Below are 17,284 nucleotides of genomic sequence, written 5' to 3' on the forward strand. Positions count from 1 at the left end.
GCCATCAGCCTGGTCAGGCTGGTGGCGTTTTACGTTTGAGCAGTTTCCAGACGGCGCCAAACAGCACCGGCACGGCTGCGGCGCTGACCCCGATCAGCACAATGGTATTCAGGTGTTCCTTGATGATAGGCACATTCCCAAAAAAGTAGCCCAGCGTGACCAGGCCGCCCACCCACAGCACCGCACCCGAAATATTGAACAACTGGAAACGCACGACATTCATGCTGGCGACACCCGCCACAAACGGTGCAAAGGTGCGGAAAATAGGCAGGAAGCGGGATAGCACGATGGTTTTACCGCCATGCCTCTCGTAGAAAGCATGCGTTCTCATCAAGGCCTTGCGGTCCAGAAACCGGAAGTTGCTGGAAAACACGCGGGGGCCGATGTAGCGGCCTATGGAATAATTGACGGTATTGCCCAGAATGGCCGCCACCATCAGCAAACCCGCCAGCAAGACCGGATCGAGCAGCCCCGAAGCCCCAAAGGCGCCGGCGATGAACAGCAGCGAATCACCCGGCAGAAAAGGCAGCACCACCAGGCCCGTTTCGCCAAAAATGATCAGGAACAGCACCAGGTATATCCATTCCCCATACTCAGCCACCCATGTGCCCAGCGTCTGGTCGATATGAAGAATCATGTTGAATAAATCAAGCATACTCGCTACCCGGAAAAAGTTAATGCAATATAGCCTGTTCGCGCACGCAACAAAAGAACGCATGGCCGTCACGGGCTAAAATCAGTCAAACCCAAGGAAATACACCATGCCTGAACGCCGCTCCATTGCTCCGCTTCCCGACCTGCTGATCAGCCAGATCGCAGCCGGCGAGGTCATCGAGCGCCCGGCGTCCGTCCTGAAGGAATTGCTGGAAAACGCCATCGATGCCGGCGCGCGAGCGATTGAAGTCCGGCTCGACGGCGGCGGCATCCGGCGCATCTCGGTCAGCGACGACGGCGGCGGCATCCCCAAGGACGAACTCAAACTGGCCCTGACGCGCCACGCCACCAGCAAGATCGCCACGCTGGACGAACTGGAGTCGGTCGACTCCATGGGGTTTCGCGGCGAAGCGCTGGCGTCGGTGGCCTCCGTGGCGCGGCTTGCGCTGACGTCGCGCACCGCCGCAGCGCCGCACGCCTGGCAAATTGATGCCTCGCTGGGTGAACCCATGGCCGCCTCGGGTTCGGTGGGCACCACCATCGATGTGCGCCAGCTGTTTGACGAAGTGCCGGCGCGGCGCAAATTCCTGCGATCGGAAAACACCGAGTACGGTCACTGCGTGGATGCGCTGGAACGCATCGCGCTGGCGCATCCGCACATCGCCTTCCGCCTGTTCCACAACGACAAGGCCCAGCGCAACTGGCGCCCGGCTGAAGTCGGACAAAGGGTGCGCGATGTGCTGGGCGCCGAATTTACCGATCAGGGGCTGTACGTGCAGCATGAGCACGGGCTGATTTCCCTGCAGGGCGTCATTACCCGGCCCACCTACGCCCGCAGCCGCGCCGACCGGCAGTACCTGTATGTGAACGGACGCTACGTCAAAGACCGGACCGTGGCGCATGCGGTGCGCCAGGCCTACGCCGACGTCCTGCATGGCGACCGCCAGCCGGCCTTTGTCCTGTTCTTGTCGGTGGACCCCGCGGCCGTGGACGTCAACGTGCACCCGGCCAAGCACGAGGTGCGCTTCCGCGACAGCGGCGCCATCCACCGCTTTGTAAGCCAGACGCTGGGCCAGGTGCTGTCGGCGGCCGGCGGCCAGGGCCTGGCGCCGGCGCAGCCCGGCGGCGCCCCTTCCCTGGCCGGCCAGGCGGCCGACGCTGGGGCGGGTGGCAATCCCGCGGCGTCCGCATCCGGATACGACGGACTGCCGCCGCAAGCGCCGGCCCGCCCCCTTAACGGCCAGCCTCCCCTGCCCGCTTCCTTCAGGCCCATGCAGCACCAGCAAGCCTTCTCGTTGCGCGATCAGGCCAGCGACCGCCATCAGGACTGGCAGTCGCTGTATCGTCCCATCGACGAGGCCGGCAGCAATCGCCCAGCCGATACCGCCGCCGGCACAGCCGAGTATCCCCTGGGCATGGCGCTGGGCCAGCTGCATGGTATTTATATCCTGGCCCAGAACCATGAAGGGCTGGTCCTGGTCGACATGCATGCGGCGCACGAGCGGGTGGTCTATGAACAACTGAAAAAAGCCATGGACGCCCAAAGCCTGCCCAGCCAGGAACTGCTGGTGCCCCTTGTCTTCAGCGTCACCGAAAAAGACATCGGCTTGATAGAAGAGCATGCCGATACCCTGGCCGAGCTGGGCCTGAATATCCGGGCGGCGGGCCCCGCGTCTGTGGCGGTGCGCGCCGTGCCCGCCCTGCTGGCCAACGGCGACATCGAATCGCTGGCCCGCCATGTGTTGCGCGACCTGGCCAACGTGGGCGTCTCGCCGCGCCTGACCGAGCAGCGCAACGAACTGCTTTCCACCATGGCCTGCCATGGCTCTGTGCGGGCAAACCGCCGCCTGACCCTGGACGAAATGAATGGCCTGTTGCGGAAAATGGAACAGACCGAACGCGCCGACCAGTGCAATCATGGCCGGCCCACCTGGGTGCAATGGAAGGTCGGGGAGCTGGACAAACTCTTCATGCGCGGGCAATGACGGCGCCGGTTATCTGCCTGGCCGGCCCCACCGCCGCCGGAAAAAGCGCGGCCACGCTGGCCCTGGCCGAACGCTGGCCGATCGAGGTCATCGTCATGGACTCGGCCACCCTTTATCGGGGCATGGACATCGGCACGGCCAAGCCCTCTAAGGCGGAACAGGCCCGGATGCCGCATCATCTGCTCGATATCCGCGACCCTGCCGAAAGCTATTCAGCCGCCGAGTTCCAGCGCGACGCCAGCCAGCTGATTGCCCGGATCCGCGCCAGGGGCAAGCTGCCGCTGCTATGCGGAGGCACCCTGCTTTACTACAAGGCCCTGCGCGAGGGGCTCAATGCGCTGCCCGGCGCTAACGCCGGCATCCGCGCCGACATCGACCGCGAGGCGCAAGCCAGCGGCTGGCCCGCCCTGCACCGCCAGTTGTCGGCCTTCGATCCGGCCACCGCCGCCCGGCTGGCCCCCAACGATAGCCAACGGCTGCAGCGCGCCATCGAAATCTACCGCATCAGCGGCCGCCCCATGTCGGCCTGGCTGGCCGACAAGCGTCCTGAGCCGGAAAACAGCGTGCAGTTCGTCACCCTGAGCCTGGAACCGACCGACCGCCTGGCCTTGCATGCACGCATTGCGGCGCGCTACCAATCCATGATCCAGAAGGGGCTGCTGGACGAAGTGGCCGCCCTGCACGCCCGGCCCGACCTGCATACCGGCCTGCCGTCGGTGCGCTGCGTGGGATACCGGCAATTGTGGGATCATCTGGATGGCCGCATCAGCCTGGAACAGGCCATCGAACAGGCCATCGCGGCCACGCGGCAGTTGGCCAAGCGCCAGTTGACCTGGCTGCGCGCGCAGCCCGAACGCCAGGTGATTGACTGCCTGGCGCCCGACGCGGCCGAACAAGTCGTCCGGCACGCCGCCAAGGCATGGCCAGCAGGATCATGATGCCGCGTGCGCGGCAATGCCCTGCCAGCCCGTTCAGGCTACGACGGTTTGCGGCGCATCCGCGCCCTGCCGCTCAATGATTTCACCCAGGCGGCTGACCTGTTCCCCATGCGCCGCCAGCGTTGCCGTGACCGCATCGGCCTGGTCGGCCGGCACCACAATGACCATGCCGATGCCGCAGTTGAACACCCGATGCATTTCCGCATCGGCCACGCCGCCGTTTTGCTGCAGCCAGCTGAAGAGCGCCGGCATGGTCCAGGCATCGCGGTGCAGGCGGGCGGCCAGGCCAGGCTGCAGAATGCGCGGCACGTTATCAAGCAGGCCGCCCCCGGTAATATGCGCCAGGCCTTTGATGGCGGGGCCGTGTTCGGCCAGGGCCGCCAACACAGACTTGACGTAGATGCGGGTGGGTTCCATGACAACGTCTTCAAGCGGACGGCCGGCCAGTTCCTGGCCAGGCCGGGCGTTGGCATGCGTCAGAATCTTGCGCAGCAAGGAAAACCCGTTAGAGTGCGCGCCGCTGGAAGCCAGGCCCAGCACGGCATCGCCGGCGGCGATCGACTTGCCATCGATAATGCGCGATTTTTCAACCGCGCCGACGGCAAAACCCGCCAGGTCGTACTCGCCATCGGGATACATGCCGGGCATTTCGGCGGTTTCGCCGCCGATCAGCGCGCAGCCCGAGAGCTCGCAGCCTTTGGCAATGCCGCCGACCACGGCGGCGGCGGTATCGACGGACAGCTTGCCGCAGGCAAAATAATCAAGAAAATACAAGGGCTCGGCGCCCTGCACCAGAATATCGTTGACGCTCATGGCGACCAGATCGATGCCCACGGTATCGTGCCGGTTCCACTCGAACGCCAGCCGCAGCTTGGTGCCGACGCCATCGGTACCCGATACCAGCACAGGCTCTTTCAGGTGGCGCGGCACTTCGAAAAGCGCGCCGAAACCGCCTATGCCCGCCATGACGCCCGCCCTCATGGTCTTGGCGGCAAGCGGCTTGATGCGGTCAACCAGCGCATCGCCGGCATCGATATCAACCCCTGCATCGCGATAGGTCAGGGAGGCGGAATGTTTGTTTGTCATGAGAAATGCCGTGGGATATGTAAGAATTGCGTGTTGAATGAATTACCAAGCTTGATTTTACGATGAATGCGGCTGGCTTTTCCGCGGCGGGCGGCCTCCCATTAAACAACACATGACACAGCAACTGATATTAGACCTTCTGCCCCCTTCGCCCCCCACGCTGGACAACTTCGAGGCTGGGCAGAATCAAGCGGCTGTGCAAGCCTTGCGGGACTGCCGGCCAGGCCGGGCGATCTATCTGTGGGGCCCGCCGGGCGTCGGGCGCACCCATCTGCTGCAATCGGCCGCCTCGGGCCCGGAAACGCTGTACTTCCACCATGGCGACCAGGCCCAGTCCTTGAAAGCCATTGCCACGGCGGACACCTTGCAGCACAGGCTGATTGCCATCGATAACGTCGAAAGCCTGGACGCCGATCAGCAGGCCGCGCTGTTCGCCCTGTACAATCGCTGGCGCGAGGTCGCCTCGACAGGCCGGGGCTTTGCGCTGGTGCTGGCGGGCGACCGGGCGCCGCTGGCCATGCCGCTGCGGGAAGATGTGCGGACCCGGCTGGGCTGGGACCTGGTCTTCCGCCTTGAACAGCTGTCGGACGAAGCGCGTGCCCAGGCCCTGTCGAAGCGGGCCAGCGACCGCGGCCTGCAGCTTTCACCCGAAGTCGTCAACTGGGTGCTGACCCATTACACCCGCGACATGCGGCACCTGAGCGCGCTGATAGACGCCCTGGATCGCTACTCGCTGGAAAAACACCGGGCAATTACCTTGCCCTTGCTAAAGGACCTGCTGGCCTCCGGCCAGCCCGCCAACCAAACCGATAACTGATCATGTCTGCAAAACGCCTGGCCTTATTTGACCTTGACCACACCCTGCTGCCCCTGGATAGCGATTATCAATGGGCCGATTTCCTGGCCCGCACCGGCCGCGCAGGCGACCCCGCCCAAGCCCAGCGCCGCAACGAAGAGCTGATGGAACGCTACAACGCCGGCAACCTGACTGCCGAGCAGTCGGCCGAATTCATGCTGGGCCTGCTCAGCCGCGCCGCCATGACGGAACTGGCCGAATGGCACGAAACCTTCATGGCCGAGGTCGTGCGCCCGGCCATCCTGCCCATTGCCGAAAAGCTGGTCCAACAGCATATCGCCCAGGGCGACCTGTGCGCCATCGTCACGGCCACCAACGAATTCGTCACGGCGCCCATCGCGCGCGCCTTCGGCATCCCGCACCTTATTGCCACCATTCCGGAAACCCGGGATGGCCGCTATACCGGACGTATCCAGGGCGTGCCCAGCTTCCAGGCCGGAAAGGTCGTGCGCGTGAACGCCTGGCTGGACGGCATGGGCCTGGCGCTGCCGGACTTCGAATCGTCTTATTTCTACAGCGACTCACCCAATGACCTGCCGCTGCTCGAAGCCGTCACCCACCCTGTCGCCACCAACCCCAGCCCCACGCTGCGCCAACTGGCCGGCGAGCGCGGCTGGCCCATACTGGATCTGTTCAAGGACATGCAGGACGCAAAGTCCTAAAATACAGCCATGCTTAAACAAACAATAAAAAACTTTGTCGGCCGCCTGTTTGCCGCGCCCGTCAGCGGCCCCGAGCGTCTTTCACGCGACAAGCACGGCATAGACCGCAGGAATGTGTCGCGCCATGCGATCAAAGTGTGCGAAGTATTGCGCGCCGAAGGCTACGATGCCTACATCGTGGGCGGCGCCGTGCGCGATCTGATCGTCGGGCTGGAACCCAAGGATTTCGACGTGGCCACCAACGCCACGCCCAATCAGATCCGCCCCTTGTTCCGCCGCGCCCGCATCATCGGCAAGCGCTTTCAACTGGTGCATGTGGTGTTCGGGCAGGAGGTTATCGAAACCTCCACCTTTCGGGCCAGCACCTCGAGCGACGAACACACGGACGAGCACGGCCGCATCCTGCGCGACAATCTGTTCGGCACCCAAGAGGAAGACGCCGCGCGCCGCGACTTCACCTTGAACGCGCTGTATTACGACCCGATCAATGAAGAAGTGATCGACTACCATCGCGGCGTGGCCGACCTGAAGAACCGCGTCGTGCGCATGATCGGCGACCCCGACAAGCGCTACCGCGAAGACCCGGTGCGCATGCTGCGCGCCCTGCGCTTTGCCGCCAAGCTCAATGGCACCATTGACCCGGCCACCCTGGCGCCCATCAACCAGCTTGCCGATCTGATCGAACACGTGCCGTCATCGCGCCTGTTCGACGAAACCCTTAAGCTGCTGACCTGCGGCCATGCCATGGACTGCCTGCGCCAACTGCAGACAGCGGGCCTGCACCGGGGGCTGCTGCCCCTGATCGACGTCATCTTCGCGGAAGAAGGCGGCGAACAATTCGTGGACCTGGCCCTGGCGCGCACCGACGCGCGCGTGCGCGCCGGCAAAACGGTCAGCCCCAGCTTCCTGTTTGCCGCCCTGCTTTGGAAACTGGTCAACAAGCGCTGGCAATCCCTGTGCGCCTCGGGCGAGCCCCCCGCGCAGGCCCTGATGCAGGCAGCCGACTCCGTCGTCGCGGAACAGACCCGCAAACTGGCCATACAGCGCCGCTTCCAGGCCGATATGCGCGAAATCTGGTTCATGCAGGCACGCTTCGACCGCGTCAATGCCAAAGCCATTTGGCGCATGCTCGAGCAACCCCGCTTTCGCGCCGCCGTCGACTTCCTGCAATTGCGCGCCGAAGCCCGCGAAGTCGACAGCGTACAAGCGCAGTGGTGGATGGATCTGGCCGACGCCGATCACGCGACCCGCGGCGAGATGATAGAAAGCTATCAGGCCCAGACGCGCGGCAGCCGGCCCGCCGGAGCCAAGCGCCGGCGGCGGCCGCGCAAGCGGCCCGCCACACAGGCCGTCACCACGCCGCAAGCGTGATCACGGCCTATATCGGCCTGGGCGCCAATCTGGGCGACCCGCTGGCCAGCCTGCGGCAGGCGGCCCAGGCGCTGTCGGCCACGCCCGGCATTACGGCGCTCAGATTATCGCGCTTTTATCGCAGCGCACCCATCGATTCCAGCGGGCCGGACTATGTGAATGCCGTGGCTGAAATACACACCAGCCTGACGGCTACGGCGCTGCTGGCCGCGCTGCAACACATAGAGCAGGACCACGGGCGGCTGCGGCCTTACCGCAATGCGCCGCGAACATTGGACCTGGATCTGCTGCTGTATGGCAATCAGGCGATCGACACCCCCGGGCTGACGGTGCCGCATCCCCGCATGCACGAAAGGGCTTTTGTGTTGCGCCCCCTGCACGAGCTGGCGCCGGCATTGCAGCTGCGCCAGGGGACGCTGCCCGTGCTGCTGCAGGCCTGCTCGGATCAAATCCTGAGCGTGATCCCCGCCCAGGACTAGCCCTGCGCCAGTATCCGCCGCGCCCGCTCGATGACGGGCGCATCCACCATATTGCCATCCAGCTGAAAGGCCGACGAGCCTGTGGACTCGGCAAGATCGACGACACGTTTTGCCCATGCCCGGTCGGCATCGGTGGGGGCGAATGCGCGCTGTATGACGGGAATCTGCGCCGGATGTATGCACAGCATCCCGCCGAAGCCCATATCGCGCACCTGGCCCGCGATGGCCGCCAGGCCTTCCTGGTCGGAGAAGTTGGGATACACGCCGTCAAGCGGCGCGGCCAGGCCGTGCGCGGCGCTGTGCAGCAGGATCTGGCAGCGGATGTGATCCAGCAGAAGCCGGGCGCCTGCGGTGTCGGGGGTGGTGCCGGTTTCAAGCATCAAGTCCAGGCTGCCGAATGACAGGCGTTCTACCCCGGCGGCGCCGGCAATGCCCTCCAGCGCCAGCACGCCTTTTGCGCTTTCCACAATGGGCAGCACCGGCCTGCCGGCGGCGGCCGCCCGCTTTATCTGCTCGGCCGACTCGGCCTTGGGCAGCACAATGCCTGTGACCGCGTCCAGCGCCGCGCAGGCGGCCAGGTCGTCGTCGAACCAGGCCGTGGTGGCATCATTGACACGCACCAGGACCGCCGCCTGCGGGTTGGCCTGCGCAAACTGGCGCAGATGGTCGCGCGCCTGGTCTTTCAGGTGCCGCTCGACCGCGTCTTCAAGATCGATGATGACCGCCTCGGCGCCCGCGGCCAACGCCTTGGCGAAGCGCTCCGGCCGGGTGGCCGGGACGAACAGCGCCGCTCTGATGGCTGGTTCCATTAAATGACCCCTTGTTCGGCGAATGACTGTATTTGCGCTTCGGTATAGCCCAGCTCGCCAAGAATGGAGGCCGAATGCTCGCCCAAGGCAGGGACTTTGTCCATGCGAGCCTCGAAAGCCGAACTGCTGGCCGGCGGAATAAGGGCCGGCAGGGTGCCGACGGCGCTGTCGATGTCGCGCCAGCGGCCGCGTTCGGCCAGTTGCGGATGCGCCCACACATCGCTCATGGTATTGACGCTGGCGTTGGCGATATGGGCGGCTTCAAGCCGTTCAATGACCTGCTCCCGCGACAAGGAGGCAAAGGCGGTGACGATCAATACCCGCAGCGCCTCTTTGTTGCTCACACGCTGGGTGTTCGAACTGAACCGGCTGTCGGTGGCCATGTCGGGCTGCTGCAGCACTTTTGTGCAGAACGAGGCCCATTCGCGCTCGTTCTGCAGCCCCAGCATGACCTCGCTCCCGTCCGAGACGGGAAAAGGCCCGTAGGGGTAAATGGTGGCGTGCGAAGCGCCCGCCCGCGGCGGAGGCGATGCGCCATCGAAGGCGTAGTACATGGGAAAACCCATCCACTCCACCATGCTTTCAAGCATGGAGACATCGAGCCGGCTGCCCTCGCCCGTGCGTTCGCGCAGCATCAGGGCCGACAAAATGCTGCTGTAGGCATACATGCCCGCGGCAATATCCGAAATGGAGCAGCCTGCCTTGGCGGGGCTTTGGGGGTCGCCCGTTACCGACAGGAAGCCGCTTTCGCTTTGAATCAGCAGGTCGTAGGCCTTCTTGTCCTGGTACGCCCCCCCTTCGCCGTACCCTGAAATATCGCAGACGATCAGGCGGGGGTATTTTTCGTGCAAGGCCTCGAAGGACAGCCCCAGGCGCGCCGCGGCGCCCGGCGCCAGGTTCTGGACTAGCACATCGGCTTGCGCCAGCAACTGGTCAAGGACCCGGATGGCATCGGGATGCTTCAGATCGAGCGCCAGGCTTTCCTTGGAGCGGTTGGTCCAGACAAAGTGCGACGCCAGCCCCTTGACGCGCTCGTCATAGCCGCGCGCAAAATCCCCCACGCCCGGGCGCTCGACCTTGATGACGCGTGCGCCCAGGTCGGCCAGTTGGCGCGTGCAGAACGGCGCCGCAATCGCGTGCTCCAGGCTGATGACGGTCACGCCATCCAGGGGGCGCGGCCTGTCGGACCGCCCCGCAGCCGCCTTCGGGTCAATGTGATCGGTGTTCATATTCATACCTTGAACCTTAATTCGGCCTGGTGCGCCAGGGTGCCGTCCTGCTCCGCCCACAACTGGGCCACGCCTGCTTCCGACAAAACGCCCTGCACATTGAACGGCTTGGGCGAAATCAGGGGCCGCAGGCCGCGATACGACAGCGACGCGGCCGTCTTGCCGGGGTGGGCGCGCGTAAATGCGCGGCACATCAAGGTGGCGATCATGGGGCCGTGCACGACCAAGCCGGGATACCCCTCGGCCTGGGTGGCATAGGGCTCGTCGTAATGGATGCGGTGGCCGTTGAACGTCACGGCCGAATAGCGGAACAGCATGACGGGGCTGGGATCCACCGTTTCGGACCATTGCGCCGAGGGCGTCGGGATGCTGCCTTCGAGCTTGGGCGGGCTGGGCTCGCGATAGACGATGTCCTGTTCCTCGGTGATGCACAACGTGCCGTCCTGCACATATTCGTGCTTGACGGTCACGAACAGCAGCTTGCCCGTGCGGCCTTCTTTTTCCTTGACCCCTACGATGGTGGACGTTTTATGGCCTTTGATCCCGGCACGCAGGGGCTGCAGGAAGGTCAGCCGCCCGCCGGCCCACATCCGGTTGCGGTCGTCCGCAGGCGGCAGGAAGCCGCCCCGTTTGGGGTGGCCGTCGGCGCCCAGCTCGCTGTAGGGCAAGCCCTTGATGAACAGGCCCCATTGCCACAACAAAGGCAGGGGATCGCCGTGCTCCGGCGCGGGCGCATCCAGGCTCAGCGCAATTTTTTGTATGTGCCCGATATCAAGATTGTCGTCGCAGCGCTCACTGCGGCCAATCCAGGCATCCCAACCTTGTGTCGTCATCAGTTTGGTTCCAGGTCGAAAATCGTACAGCCTCTAGCTTGCCTGCATACCGCCGCTTTTTGAATTCGTTTTTGGATAAGGCCTGGTTTTCAGATAGCAAACAGCGGGCAGGCCGACAAGAAAGCCCCCAAGCCATGTCTTTGGCTCGCGGTCCACCTCGCGGCCGGCATGCAAAAAAACCGGATGCAGTGCACTGCCCCGGTTTTTTGGTGGAACGCGAACTGACCTAAGCGACCGGCACCAATGGAATTTCCGCAATGCGGGCGCGCCAGGCCTTGGGCCCGGTTTCATGGACCGAAGTCCCTTGCGAGTCGACCGCGACGGTCACAGGCATGTCCTGGACGTCGAACTCGTAGATCGCTTCCATGCCCAGGTCTTCGAAGCCCACGACCCGCGCAGCGCGTATGGCCTTGGACACCAGATAGGCGGACCCGCCCACGGCCATCAGGTAGGCCGAACCGTGCTTGCGTATGGATTCGATGGCGACCGGCCCGCGCTCGGCCTTGCCGATCATGGAAATCAGGCCCGTCCTGGACAACATGGTATCGGTGAACTTGTCCATGCGGGTCGCCGTGGTGGGGCCCGCGGGCCCCACGACCTCGCCGCCCACCGGGTCGACCGGGCCGACGTAGTAAATGACGCGATTGGTGAAATCGACAGGCAGCGGTTCGCCTTTATCGAGCATATCCTGGATACGCTTGTGCGCCGCATCGCGGCCCGTCAGCATTTTTCCGGACAGCAGCAAGGTCTGGCCCGGCTTCCAGCTGGCGACTTGCTCTTTGGTCAGCGTGTTCAGATCCACTTGCAGCGACTTGTTGTAATCGGGCGCCCAATGCACATCGGGCCAGTCCGACAATGACGGCGGGGTCAGTGCCGCCGGGCCCGAGCCATCGAGTTCGAAATGCACGTGGCGGGTTGCCGCACAGTTCGGGATCATGGCCACGGGTTTGGAGGCCGCATGCGTGGGGAAGGTGTTGATCTTGATGTCCAGCACGGTAGTCAGCCCGCCCAGGCCCTGGGCGCCAATGCCCAGGGCATTGACCTTCTGGTAGAGCTCGATGCGCAGCTCTTCAAGCTTGTTCTGCGGCCCGCGCTGCAGCAGCTCGTACATGTCGATGTCTTCCATGAGCGACTGCTTGGCCATCAGCATGGCCTTTTCGGCCGTGCCGCCCACCCCAATGCCCAGCATGCCGGGCGGACACCAGCCCGCGCCCATTTGCGGCACGGTCTTCAGCACCCAGTCGACCAGCGAATCGCTGGGGTTGAGCATGGCGAACTTGGACTTGTTCTCGGAACCGCCGCCCTTGGCCGCGACCTGTATGTCGAGTTTGTCGCCCGCGACAAGCTCGACGCTGACAATACAGGGAGTATTGTCGCGCGTGTTCTTGCGCGTGAACAGCGGATCGGACAGGATAGACGCCCGCAGCGGGTTGTCGGGATTCAGATAACCCTGGCGCACCCCCTCGTCGCACAGCTCCTGCATGCTGCGTTGCGTATCAAAGCGCACGTTCATGCCGACCTTCAGGAAAACGTTGACGACGCCCGTGTCTTGGCAAATGGGGCGATGCCCTTCGGCGCACATGCGCGAATTGGTCAGAATCTGGGCAATGGCGTCTTTGGCGGCCGGGCTTTCCTCGCGTTCGTAGGCGCGGGCAAGATGCTTGATGTAGTCGGCGGGATGATAAAAACTGATGAACTGCACAGCGTCCGCGATCGACTGTATCAGGTCGCTTTCTTTGATCAGGGTGGTCATAAGGCTTGCTATCGTAAAAAGGGGACTGCATGCAGTCCCGAAGGTTCATTGACAACGCGGGGACTTACTTGCCGCGCCACACAGGCTTGCGCTTTTCCGCGAAGGCGGTGGCGCCTTCCTTGGCGTCGGCCGAGGTAAAAATATGCGCCACGCGCGGGCGCTGCAGATCGAACATGTCGGCCTGGCGCCAATCACGGGATTCGGCCACGATCTTCTTGGCCGTCTGCACGGCCAGGGGGCCGTTCGCGGCCACGACCCGGGCCAGCTCGAGCGCGCCGTCCAGCGCCTGGCCGGGCTCGACCAGGCGATTGATCAAGCCATATCCATGGGCGCGCTGGGCGGGCAGCATCTCGCCGGTCAGCACGGCTTCCATGGCGATATGATAGGGAATGCGGCTGGGCAGGCGCACCATGCCGCCCGACCCTGCGACAATGCCGCGCTTGACTTCCGGCAGGCCGAACGTGGCATTGTTGGCGGCAACGATCAGGTCGCAGGCCAGCGCCATTTCGAAGCCGCCCGCCAGGGCATAGCCTTCCACGGCCGCAATCATCGGTTTGCGGGGCGGTTTTTCACACAAGCCGGCAAACCCCCTGCCTTCAACCAGGGGGCGCTGGCCATTATGCGCGAATGCCTTCAGGTCCATCCCGGATGAAAAAGTATTGCCCGCGCCGGTCAGAATGCCGATGACAGCGTCGTCATCGGCGTCGAGCCGATCGAACGCCCGGGCCAGCTCGTGGGCGGTTTCGTAATTGATGGCGTTGCGCGCCTCGGGCCGGTTGATCGTGATGATCTGGACACGGTCAACCACTTCCACCTTTACCAAGTCAGACATAAAGCTATCCTTAAAAAGCTGCGGCGCGAACGCACAGGTAACGAATCGTTTGAGCACTGCGAACCGCCCTTGAGTCGGCCGGCAAGCCGACATCATACGACCAATTGCGCCGGACCCTGGCCCGGGGCATACCGTCTTTGACGCGGAACCAGTTAAAATTGAAAAATTTTGCGGCTTTTCGCTTTACTGGCTTTCGTTCATGCTCACATTTCAGCAAATTATTTTAACGCTTCAGCAATACTGGGACAGGCAGGGCTGCGCGCTGCTGCAACCCTACGACATGGAAGTCGGCGCCGGCACCTCGCATACCGCGACTTTTTTAAGGTCGATCGGGCCCGAGCCATGGCGTGCCGCCTATGTACAGCCATCGCGCCGCCCCAAAGATGGCCGGTACGGCGAAAACCCCAACCGGCTGCAGCATTATTATCAATACCAGGTGGTGCTCAAGCCCGCCCCGCCCGAGATCATCGATCTGTACATCGGTTCACTGAAAGAACTGGGCATCGATCCCCTGGTGCACGACATCCGCTTTGTCGAAGACGACTGGGAAAACCCCACGCTGGGCGCCTGGGGCCTGGGCTGGGAAGTCTGGCTCAATGGCATGGAAGTCACCCAGTTCACCTACTTCCAGCAAGTAGGCGGCCTGGACTGCACGCCCACCACCGGCGAAATCACCTACGGCCTGGAAAGGCTGGCCATGTACCTGCAAGGCGTAGAAAGCGTCTACGACCTGGTCTGGACCGAATCGGCGGACGGACGCAAGGTGCTCTACCGCGACGTCTTCCACCAGAACGAAGTCGAACAGTCCACCTACAACTTCGAGCACGCGTCGACCACGATGCTGTTCGCCCACTTCAACGATTACGAAGCCGAAGCCCAGCGCCTGATCACCGTGCCGCTGGCCCTGCCCGCCTACGAGGCCGCGCTCAAGGCCGCGCATACCTTCAACATGCTGGATGCGCGCGGTGCGATCAGCGTCACCGAGCGCGCCGCCTATATCGGCCGCATCCGCAACCTGTCGCGCGCCGTTGCCCAGGCTTATTTTGATTCACGAGAAAAACTAGGATTCCCCATGCTCGTCCAGCCCTTGGCCGCGGAGGCGAAATAATGACGTCCACGCCCTCTACCGCAAGCACGCGGCCGCTGCTGATTGAACTGCTGACCGAAGAGCTGCCCCCCAAGGCTTTGCAGAAACTGGGCCAGGCCTTTGCCGAAGGCCTGCGCAAGACGCTGGACCAGCACCATCTGCTGGCCAGCGACTGCACCAGCACGGATTTCGCCACACCGCGCCGCCTGGCCGTACGCCTGAGCGCGGTGCTGGATCAGGCGCCGGAGCAGCGCTATACCGAAAAACTCATGCCCGCCAAGATCGGGCTGACGGAAACCGGCGACATGACGCCCGCCCTGGCCAAAAAGCTGGCCAGCAAGGGCCTGCAGCACGTGACCGCCGCCGACCTGATCCACGAATCCGACGGCAAGCAGGACTATCTGTACGCCAAGGGGGTAGCCAGCGGCGCCCTGCTGGCCGATGCCCTTCAGGAAGCGCTGGACTTTGCCATTGCCCACCTGCCCATCCCCAAGGTCATGCGCTATCAGCTGGCCGACGGCGTCAGCAGCGTCAAGTTCGTGCGGCCGGCCCACCAGCTCGTCGCGCTATGGGGCGAGCAGATCATCCCTGTACAGGCGCTGGGCCTGACCGCGGGCCGTCAAACGCTGGGGCACCGGTTCATGTCGCAGCAGCCTATCGATCTGCGCAGCCCGGACAGCTACGAACAGCAATTGCTGGAGCAAGGCAAAGTCATCGCATCGTTTGCCGCCCGCCGGACGCTGATCAACGACCAGTTGCAGGCACAGTCACAAGCGCTGCACGCCACGATAGGCGCCGGTCCTGACGTCGATGCCCTGCTGGACGAGGTCACGGCGCTGGTCGAACATCCCACCGTCTACGTGGGCGCCTTCGAGGAACAGTTCCTAAGCGTGCCGCCCGAATGCCTGATTCTGACCATGCGCCTGAATCAAAAATACTTCCCTCTGTTCGAGCCCGATAGCGGCAAGCTGACCCATCGTTTCCTGATCGTCAGCAATATGCAGGTTGACGATCCCTCGCACATTATCGAGGGCAATCAGCGCGTGGTGCGCCCCCGCCTGGCGGACGCCCAGTTTTTCTTCGAAACCGACTTGAAGACGCCGCTGGCCGACCGTGTCGTGGCCTTGGCCTCCAGCGTGTATCACAACAAACTGGGCTCGCAGCTGGATCGCGTCGAGCGCGTACGCAAGCTGGCACGCCACCTCGCCGAGCAGTTGGGCGCCGACGTTGCCCATGCCGGCCGCGCCGCCCTGCTGGCCAAGGCGGACCTGGGCTCCAATATGGTGGGGGAATTCCCCGAGCTGCAAGGCATCATGGGCGCCTATTACGCCGCCGCCGATGGCGAGCCCGGCGACGTCGTCCTGGCGGTGAAGAACCAGTACCGCATCCGCCTGGATACCGCCGTGGACGCGGGCACGCTGACTTCCGCCATCCTATTCATGGCCGAACGGCTGGAAACCCTGGTCGGCATCTGGGGCATAGGGCTCGCCCCCACCGGGGAACGCGACCCTTATGCCCTGCGCCGTGCCGCACTGGGCCTGATCAGCGCGTTCGAGCAGTTGAAGGCGGGCGGCTATCTTCAGACCCATGACGACACCACGCTGCGCCTGGACGATTTGCTCAAGCATGCGGCCGGCACCTTTGCGCTGGGCGTCCTGGCCCCCAGCACCATCGACGAGGTCCAGGCATTCATCTACGAACGCTATCGCAACCTGCTGGCCAACGAGTTCGACCGCAACGTCGTCGAGGCCGTGCTGGCCCTGGCGCCGGCCTTGCATCAGGTGCAGTCCCGTGTGGCGGCCTGCGCCGACTTTGCGCAACGCCCGGAAGCCGACAGCCTGGCGGCGGCCAACAAGCGGATTGCCAACCTGCTGAAAAAAGCCGATGCGGCACTGGGCCAGGTCGAGCACGGCAAGCTGGTCGAACCCGCGGAGCGGGCGCTGGCCGACGTCATCGTCAAACTGGAACCGCAGGCGCAGGCGCAGTTGGCTCAGGGTGATTTCAGCGCCAGCCTGGCCACCATGGCGCAGGCACGGGATGCCGTCGATGCTTTTTTCAATGACGTCATGGTCATGTCCGACGACCCCGACATCCGCGCCAACCGCCTGGCGCTGCTGAATGACCTGCACCGCATCATGAACCAGGTTGCCGATATTTCCAGGCTGGCGCGATGAAACTCGCCATACTCGACCGCGACGGCGTCATCAACCAGGATAGCGACGCTTATATCAAAAGCCCCGACGAATGGGTCGCCCTGCCCGGCAGCATGGAAGCCATTGCACGGCTGTCGCGTGCGGGCTGGCGCGTGGTCATTGCCAGCAATCAGTCGGGCGTCGCGCGCGGCTTGTTCAGCATGGATACGCTCAATGCCATCCACGCCAAGTTGCGCCGCGAGGCCGCACAGGCGGGCGGCGTGGTCGATGCCATCTTCATCTGCCCGCATGGTCCCGACGATGGCTGCGCCTGCCGCAAGCCCTTGCCCGGCATGTTCCTGGACATTGCCAACCGCTATGACGTCAGCCTTCAGGGCGTGCCCGCTGTCGGCGACTCGCAGCGCGACCTGCAAGCCGCCGCCACGGCCGGCTGCTCGCCCTGGCTGGTGCTGACGGGCAACGGGCAAAAAACCCGGGACAAGGGCGGCATGCCCGCCGGAACGCAAATCGCCGGCAATCTGGCCGCAGCGGTCGACGCCTGGCTGACCGAGGAATGA

16 protein-coding genes are annotated in these 17,284 nt (G+C 64.0%); 9 read left to right on the plus strand and 7 right to left on the minus strand.

Going from position 1 to position 17,284, the window contains the following annotated elements:
• Positions 1 to 13: 13 nt before the first annotated feature.
• Positions 14 to 655 carry a VTT domain-containing protein gene (locus RE432_RS19080; RefSeq protein WP_310935104.1) on the minus strand — a complete coding sequence of 214 codons (642 nt, stop codon included), beginning with the start codon at positions 653 to 655 and terminating at the stop codon, positions 14 to 16.
• Positions 656 to 761: 106 nt separating this feature from the next.
• Between RE432_RS19080 and mutL the strand changes: the two genes are divergently transcribed.
• Positions 762 to 2,639 (plus strand): DNA mismatch repair endonuclease MutL, encoded by a 1,878-nt coding sequence (gene mutL, locus RE432_RS19085; RefSeq protein WP_310935105.1) that lies wholly within the window; start codon positions 762 to 764, stop codon positions 2,637 to 2,639.
• Positions 2,636 to 3,577, plus strand: a complete 942-nt coding sequence (gene miaA / locus RE432_RS19090; protein ID WP_310935106.1) for a tRNA (adenosine(37)-N6)-dimethylallyltransferase MiaA — start codon at positions 2,636 to 2,638, stop codon at positions 3,575 to 3,577. Before mutL ends, miaA begins: the two co-directional genes overlap by 4 nt.
• 33 nt (positions 3,578 to 3,610) lie before the next feature.
• Here the strand turns inward: miaA and purM are convergent, their stop codons facing one another.
• Positions 3,611 to 4,663, minus strand: a complete 1,053-nt coding sequence (gene purM / locus RE432_RS19095) for a phosphoribosylformylglycinamidine cyclo-ligase (RefSeq protein ID WP_310935107.1) — start codon at positions 4,661 to 4,663, stop codon at positions 3,611 to 3,613.
• 112 nt (positions 4,664 to 4,775) lie between these two features.
• Between purM and hda the strand changes: the two genes are divergently transcribed.
• The 4 genes from hda to folK are packed head-to-tail and all read left to right on the plus strand — an operon-like array spanning position 4,776 to position 8,031.
• Positions 4,776 to 5,480: a DnaA regulatory inactivator Hda gene (hda, locus tag RE432_RS19100; protein ID WP_310935108.1), complete on the plus strand. Its 705-nt coding sequence runs from the start codon at positions 4,776 to 4,778 to the stop codon at positions 5,478 to 5,480.
• Positions 5,481 to 5,482: 2 nt separating this feature from the next.
• A complete protein-coding gene (locus tag RE432_RS19105) occupies positions 5,483 to 6,181 on the plus strand; it encodes an HAD family hydrolase (RefSeq protein WP_310935109.1) in 699 nt (232 codons plus the stop codon).
• A 9-nt stretch (positions 6,182 to 6,190) separates the two neighbouring features.
• Positions 6,191 to 7,552 (plus strand): polynucleotide adenylyltransferase PcnB, encoded by a 1,362-nt coding sequence (gene pcnB / locus RE432_RS19110; protein WP_310935110.1) that lies wholly within the window; start codon positions 6,191 to 6,193, stop codon positions 7,550 to 7,552.
• Positions 7,549 to 8,031, plus strand: a complete 483-nt coding sequence (gene folK / locus RE432_RS19115; RefSeq protein WP_310935111.1) for a 2-amino-4-hydroxy-6-hydroxymethyldihydropteridine diphosphokinase — start codon at positions 7,549 to 7,551, stop codon at positions 8,029 to 8,031. The genes pcnB and folK overlap by 4 nt, the downstream gene beginning before the upstream one ends.
• Here folK and RE432_RS19120 read toward each other — a convergent pair.
• From RE432_RS19120 to RE432_RS19140, 5 genes are all read right to left on the minus strand, one after another.
• Positions 8,028 to 8,840 carry a CoA ester lyase gene (locus RE432_RS19120; RefSeq protein ID WP_310935112.1) on the minus strand — a complete coding sequence of 271 codons (813 nt, stop codon included), beginning with the start codon at positions 8,838 to 8,840 and terminating at the stop codon, positions 8,028 to 8,030. The genes folK and RE432_RS19120 overlap by 4 nt on opposite strands.
• Positions 8,840 to 10,069, minus strand: a complete 1,230-nt coding sequence (locus RE432_RS19125) for a CaiB/BaiF CoA-transferase family protein (protein WP_310935220.1) — start codon at positions 10,067 to 10,069, stop codon at positions 8,840 to 8,842. The genes RE432_RS19120 and RE432_RS19125 overlap by 1 nt, the downstream gene beginning before the upstream one ends.
• Before the next feature lie 2 nt (positions 10,070 to 10,071).
• Positions 10,072 to 10,902, minus strand: a complete 831-nt coding sequence (locus tag RE432_RS19130; protein ID WP_310935113.1) for a MaoC family dehydratase N-terminal domain-containing protein — start codon at positions 10,900 to 10,902, stop codon at positions 10,072 to 10,074.
• Positions 10,903 to 11,128: 226 nt separating this feature from the next.
• Positions 11,129 to 12,655: a fumarate hydratase gene (locus RE432_RS19135; RefSeq protein WP_310935114.1), complete on the minus strand. Its 1,527-nt coding sequence runs from the start codon at positions 12,653 to 12,655 to the stop codon at positions 11,129 to 11,131.
• 64 nt (positions 12,656 to 12,719) lie between these two features.
• A complete protein-coding gene (locus RE432_RS19140; protein WP_310935115.1) occupies positions 12,720 to 13,487 on the minus strand; it encodes a crotonase/enoyl-CoA hydratase family protein in 768 nt (255 codons plus the stop codon).
• A 199-nt stretch (positions 13,488 to 13,686) separates the two neighbouring features.
• On the opposite strand from RE432_RS19140, the gene glyQ reads away from it, so the two are divergent.
• From glyQ to gmhB, 3 genes are read left to right on the plus strand one after another with little or no spacing between them, the layout of a single operon-like run.
• Complete coding sequence (gene glyQ, locus RE432_RS19145) at positions 13,687 to 14,595, plus strand: glycine--tRNA ligase subunit alpha (RefSeq protein WP_310935116.1); 909 nt, start codon at positions 13,687 to 13,689, stop codon at positions 14,593 to 14,595.
• Positions 14,595 to 16,748, plus strand: a complete 2,154-nt coding sequence (glyS, locus tag RE432_RS19150; protein WP_310935117.1) for a glycine--tRNA ligase subunit beta — start codon at positions 14,595 to 14,597, stop codon at positions 16,746 to 16,748. The genes glyQ and glyS overlap by 1 nt, the downstream gene beginning before the upstream one ends.
• Positions 16,745 to 17,284, plus strand: coding sequence for a D-glycero-beta-D-manno-heptose 1,7-bisphosphate 7-phosphatase (gene gmhB, locus RE432_RS19155; RefSeq protein ID WP_310935118.1), 540 nt, complete (start codon positions 16,745 to 16,747; stop codon positions 17,282 to 17,284). Before glyS ends, gmhB begins: the two co-directional genes overlap by 4 nt.

The organism is Pusillimonas sp. SM2304 (genome assembly GCF_031628915.1).
Taxonomy (GTDB): Bacteria; Pseudomonadota; Gammaproteobacteria; order Burkholderiales; family Burkholderiaceae_B; genus Pusillimonas_C.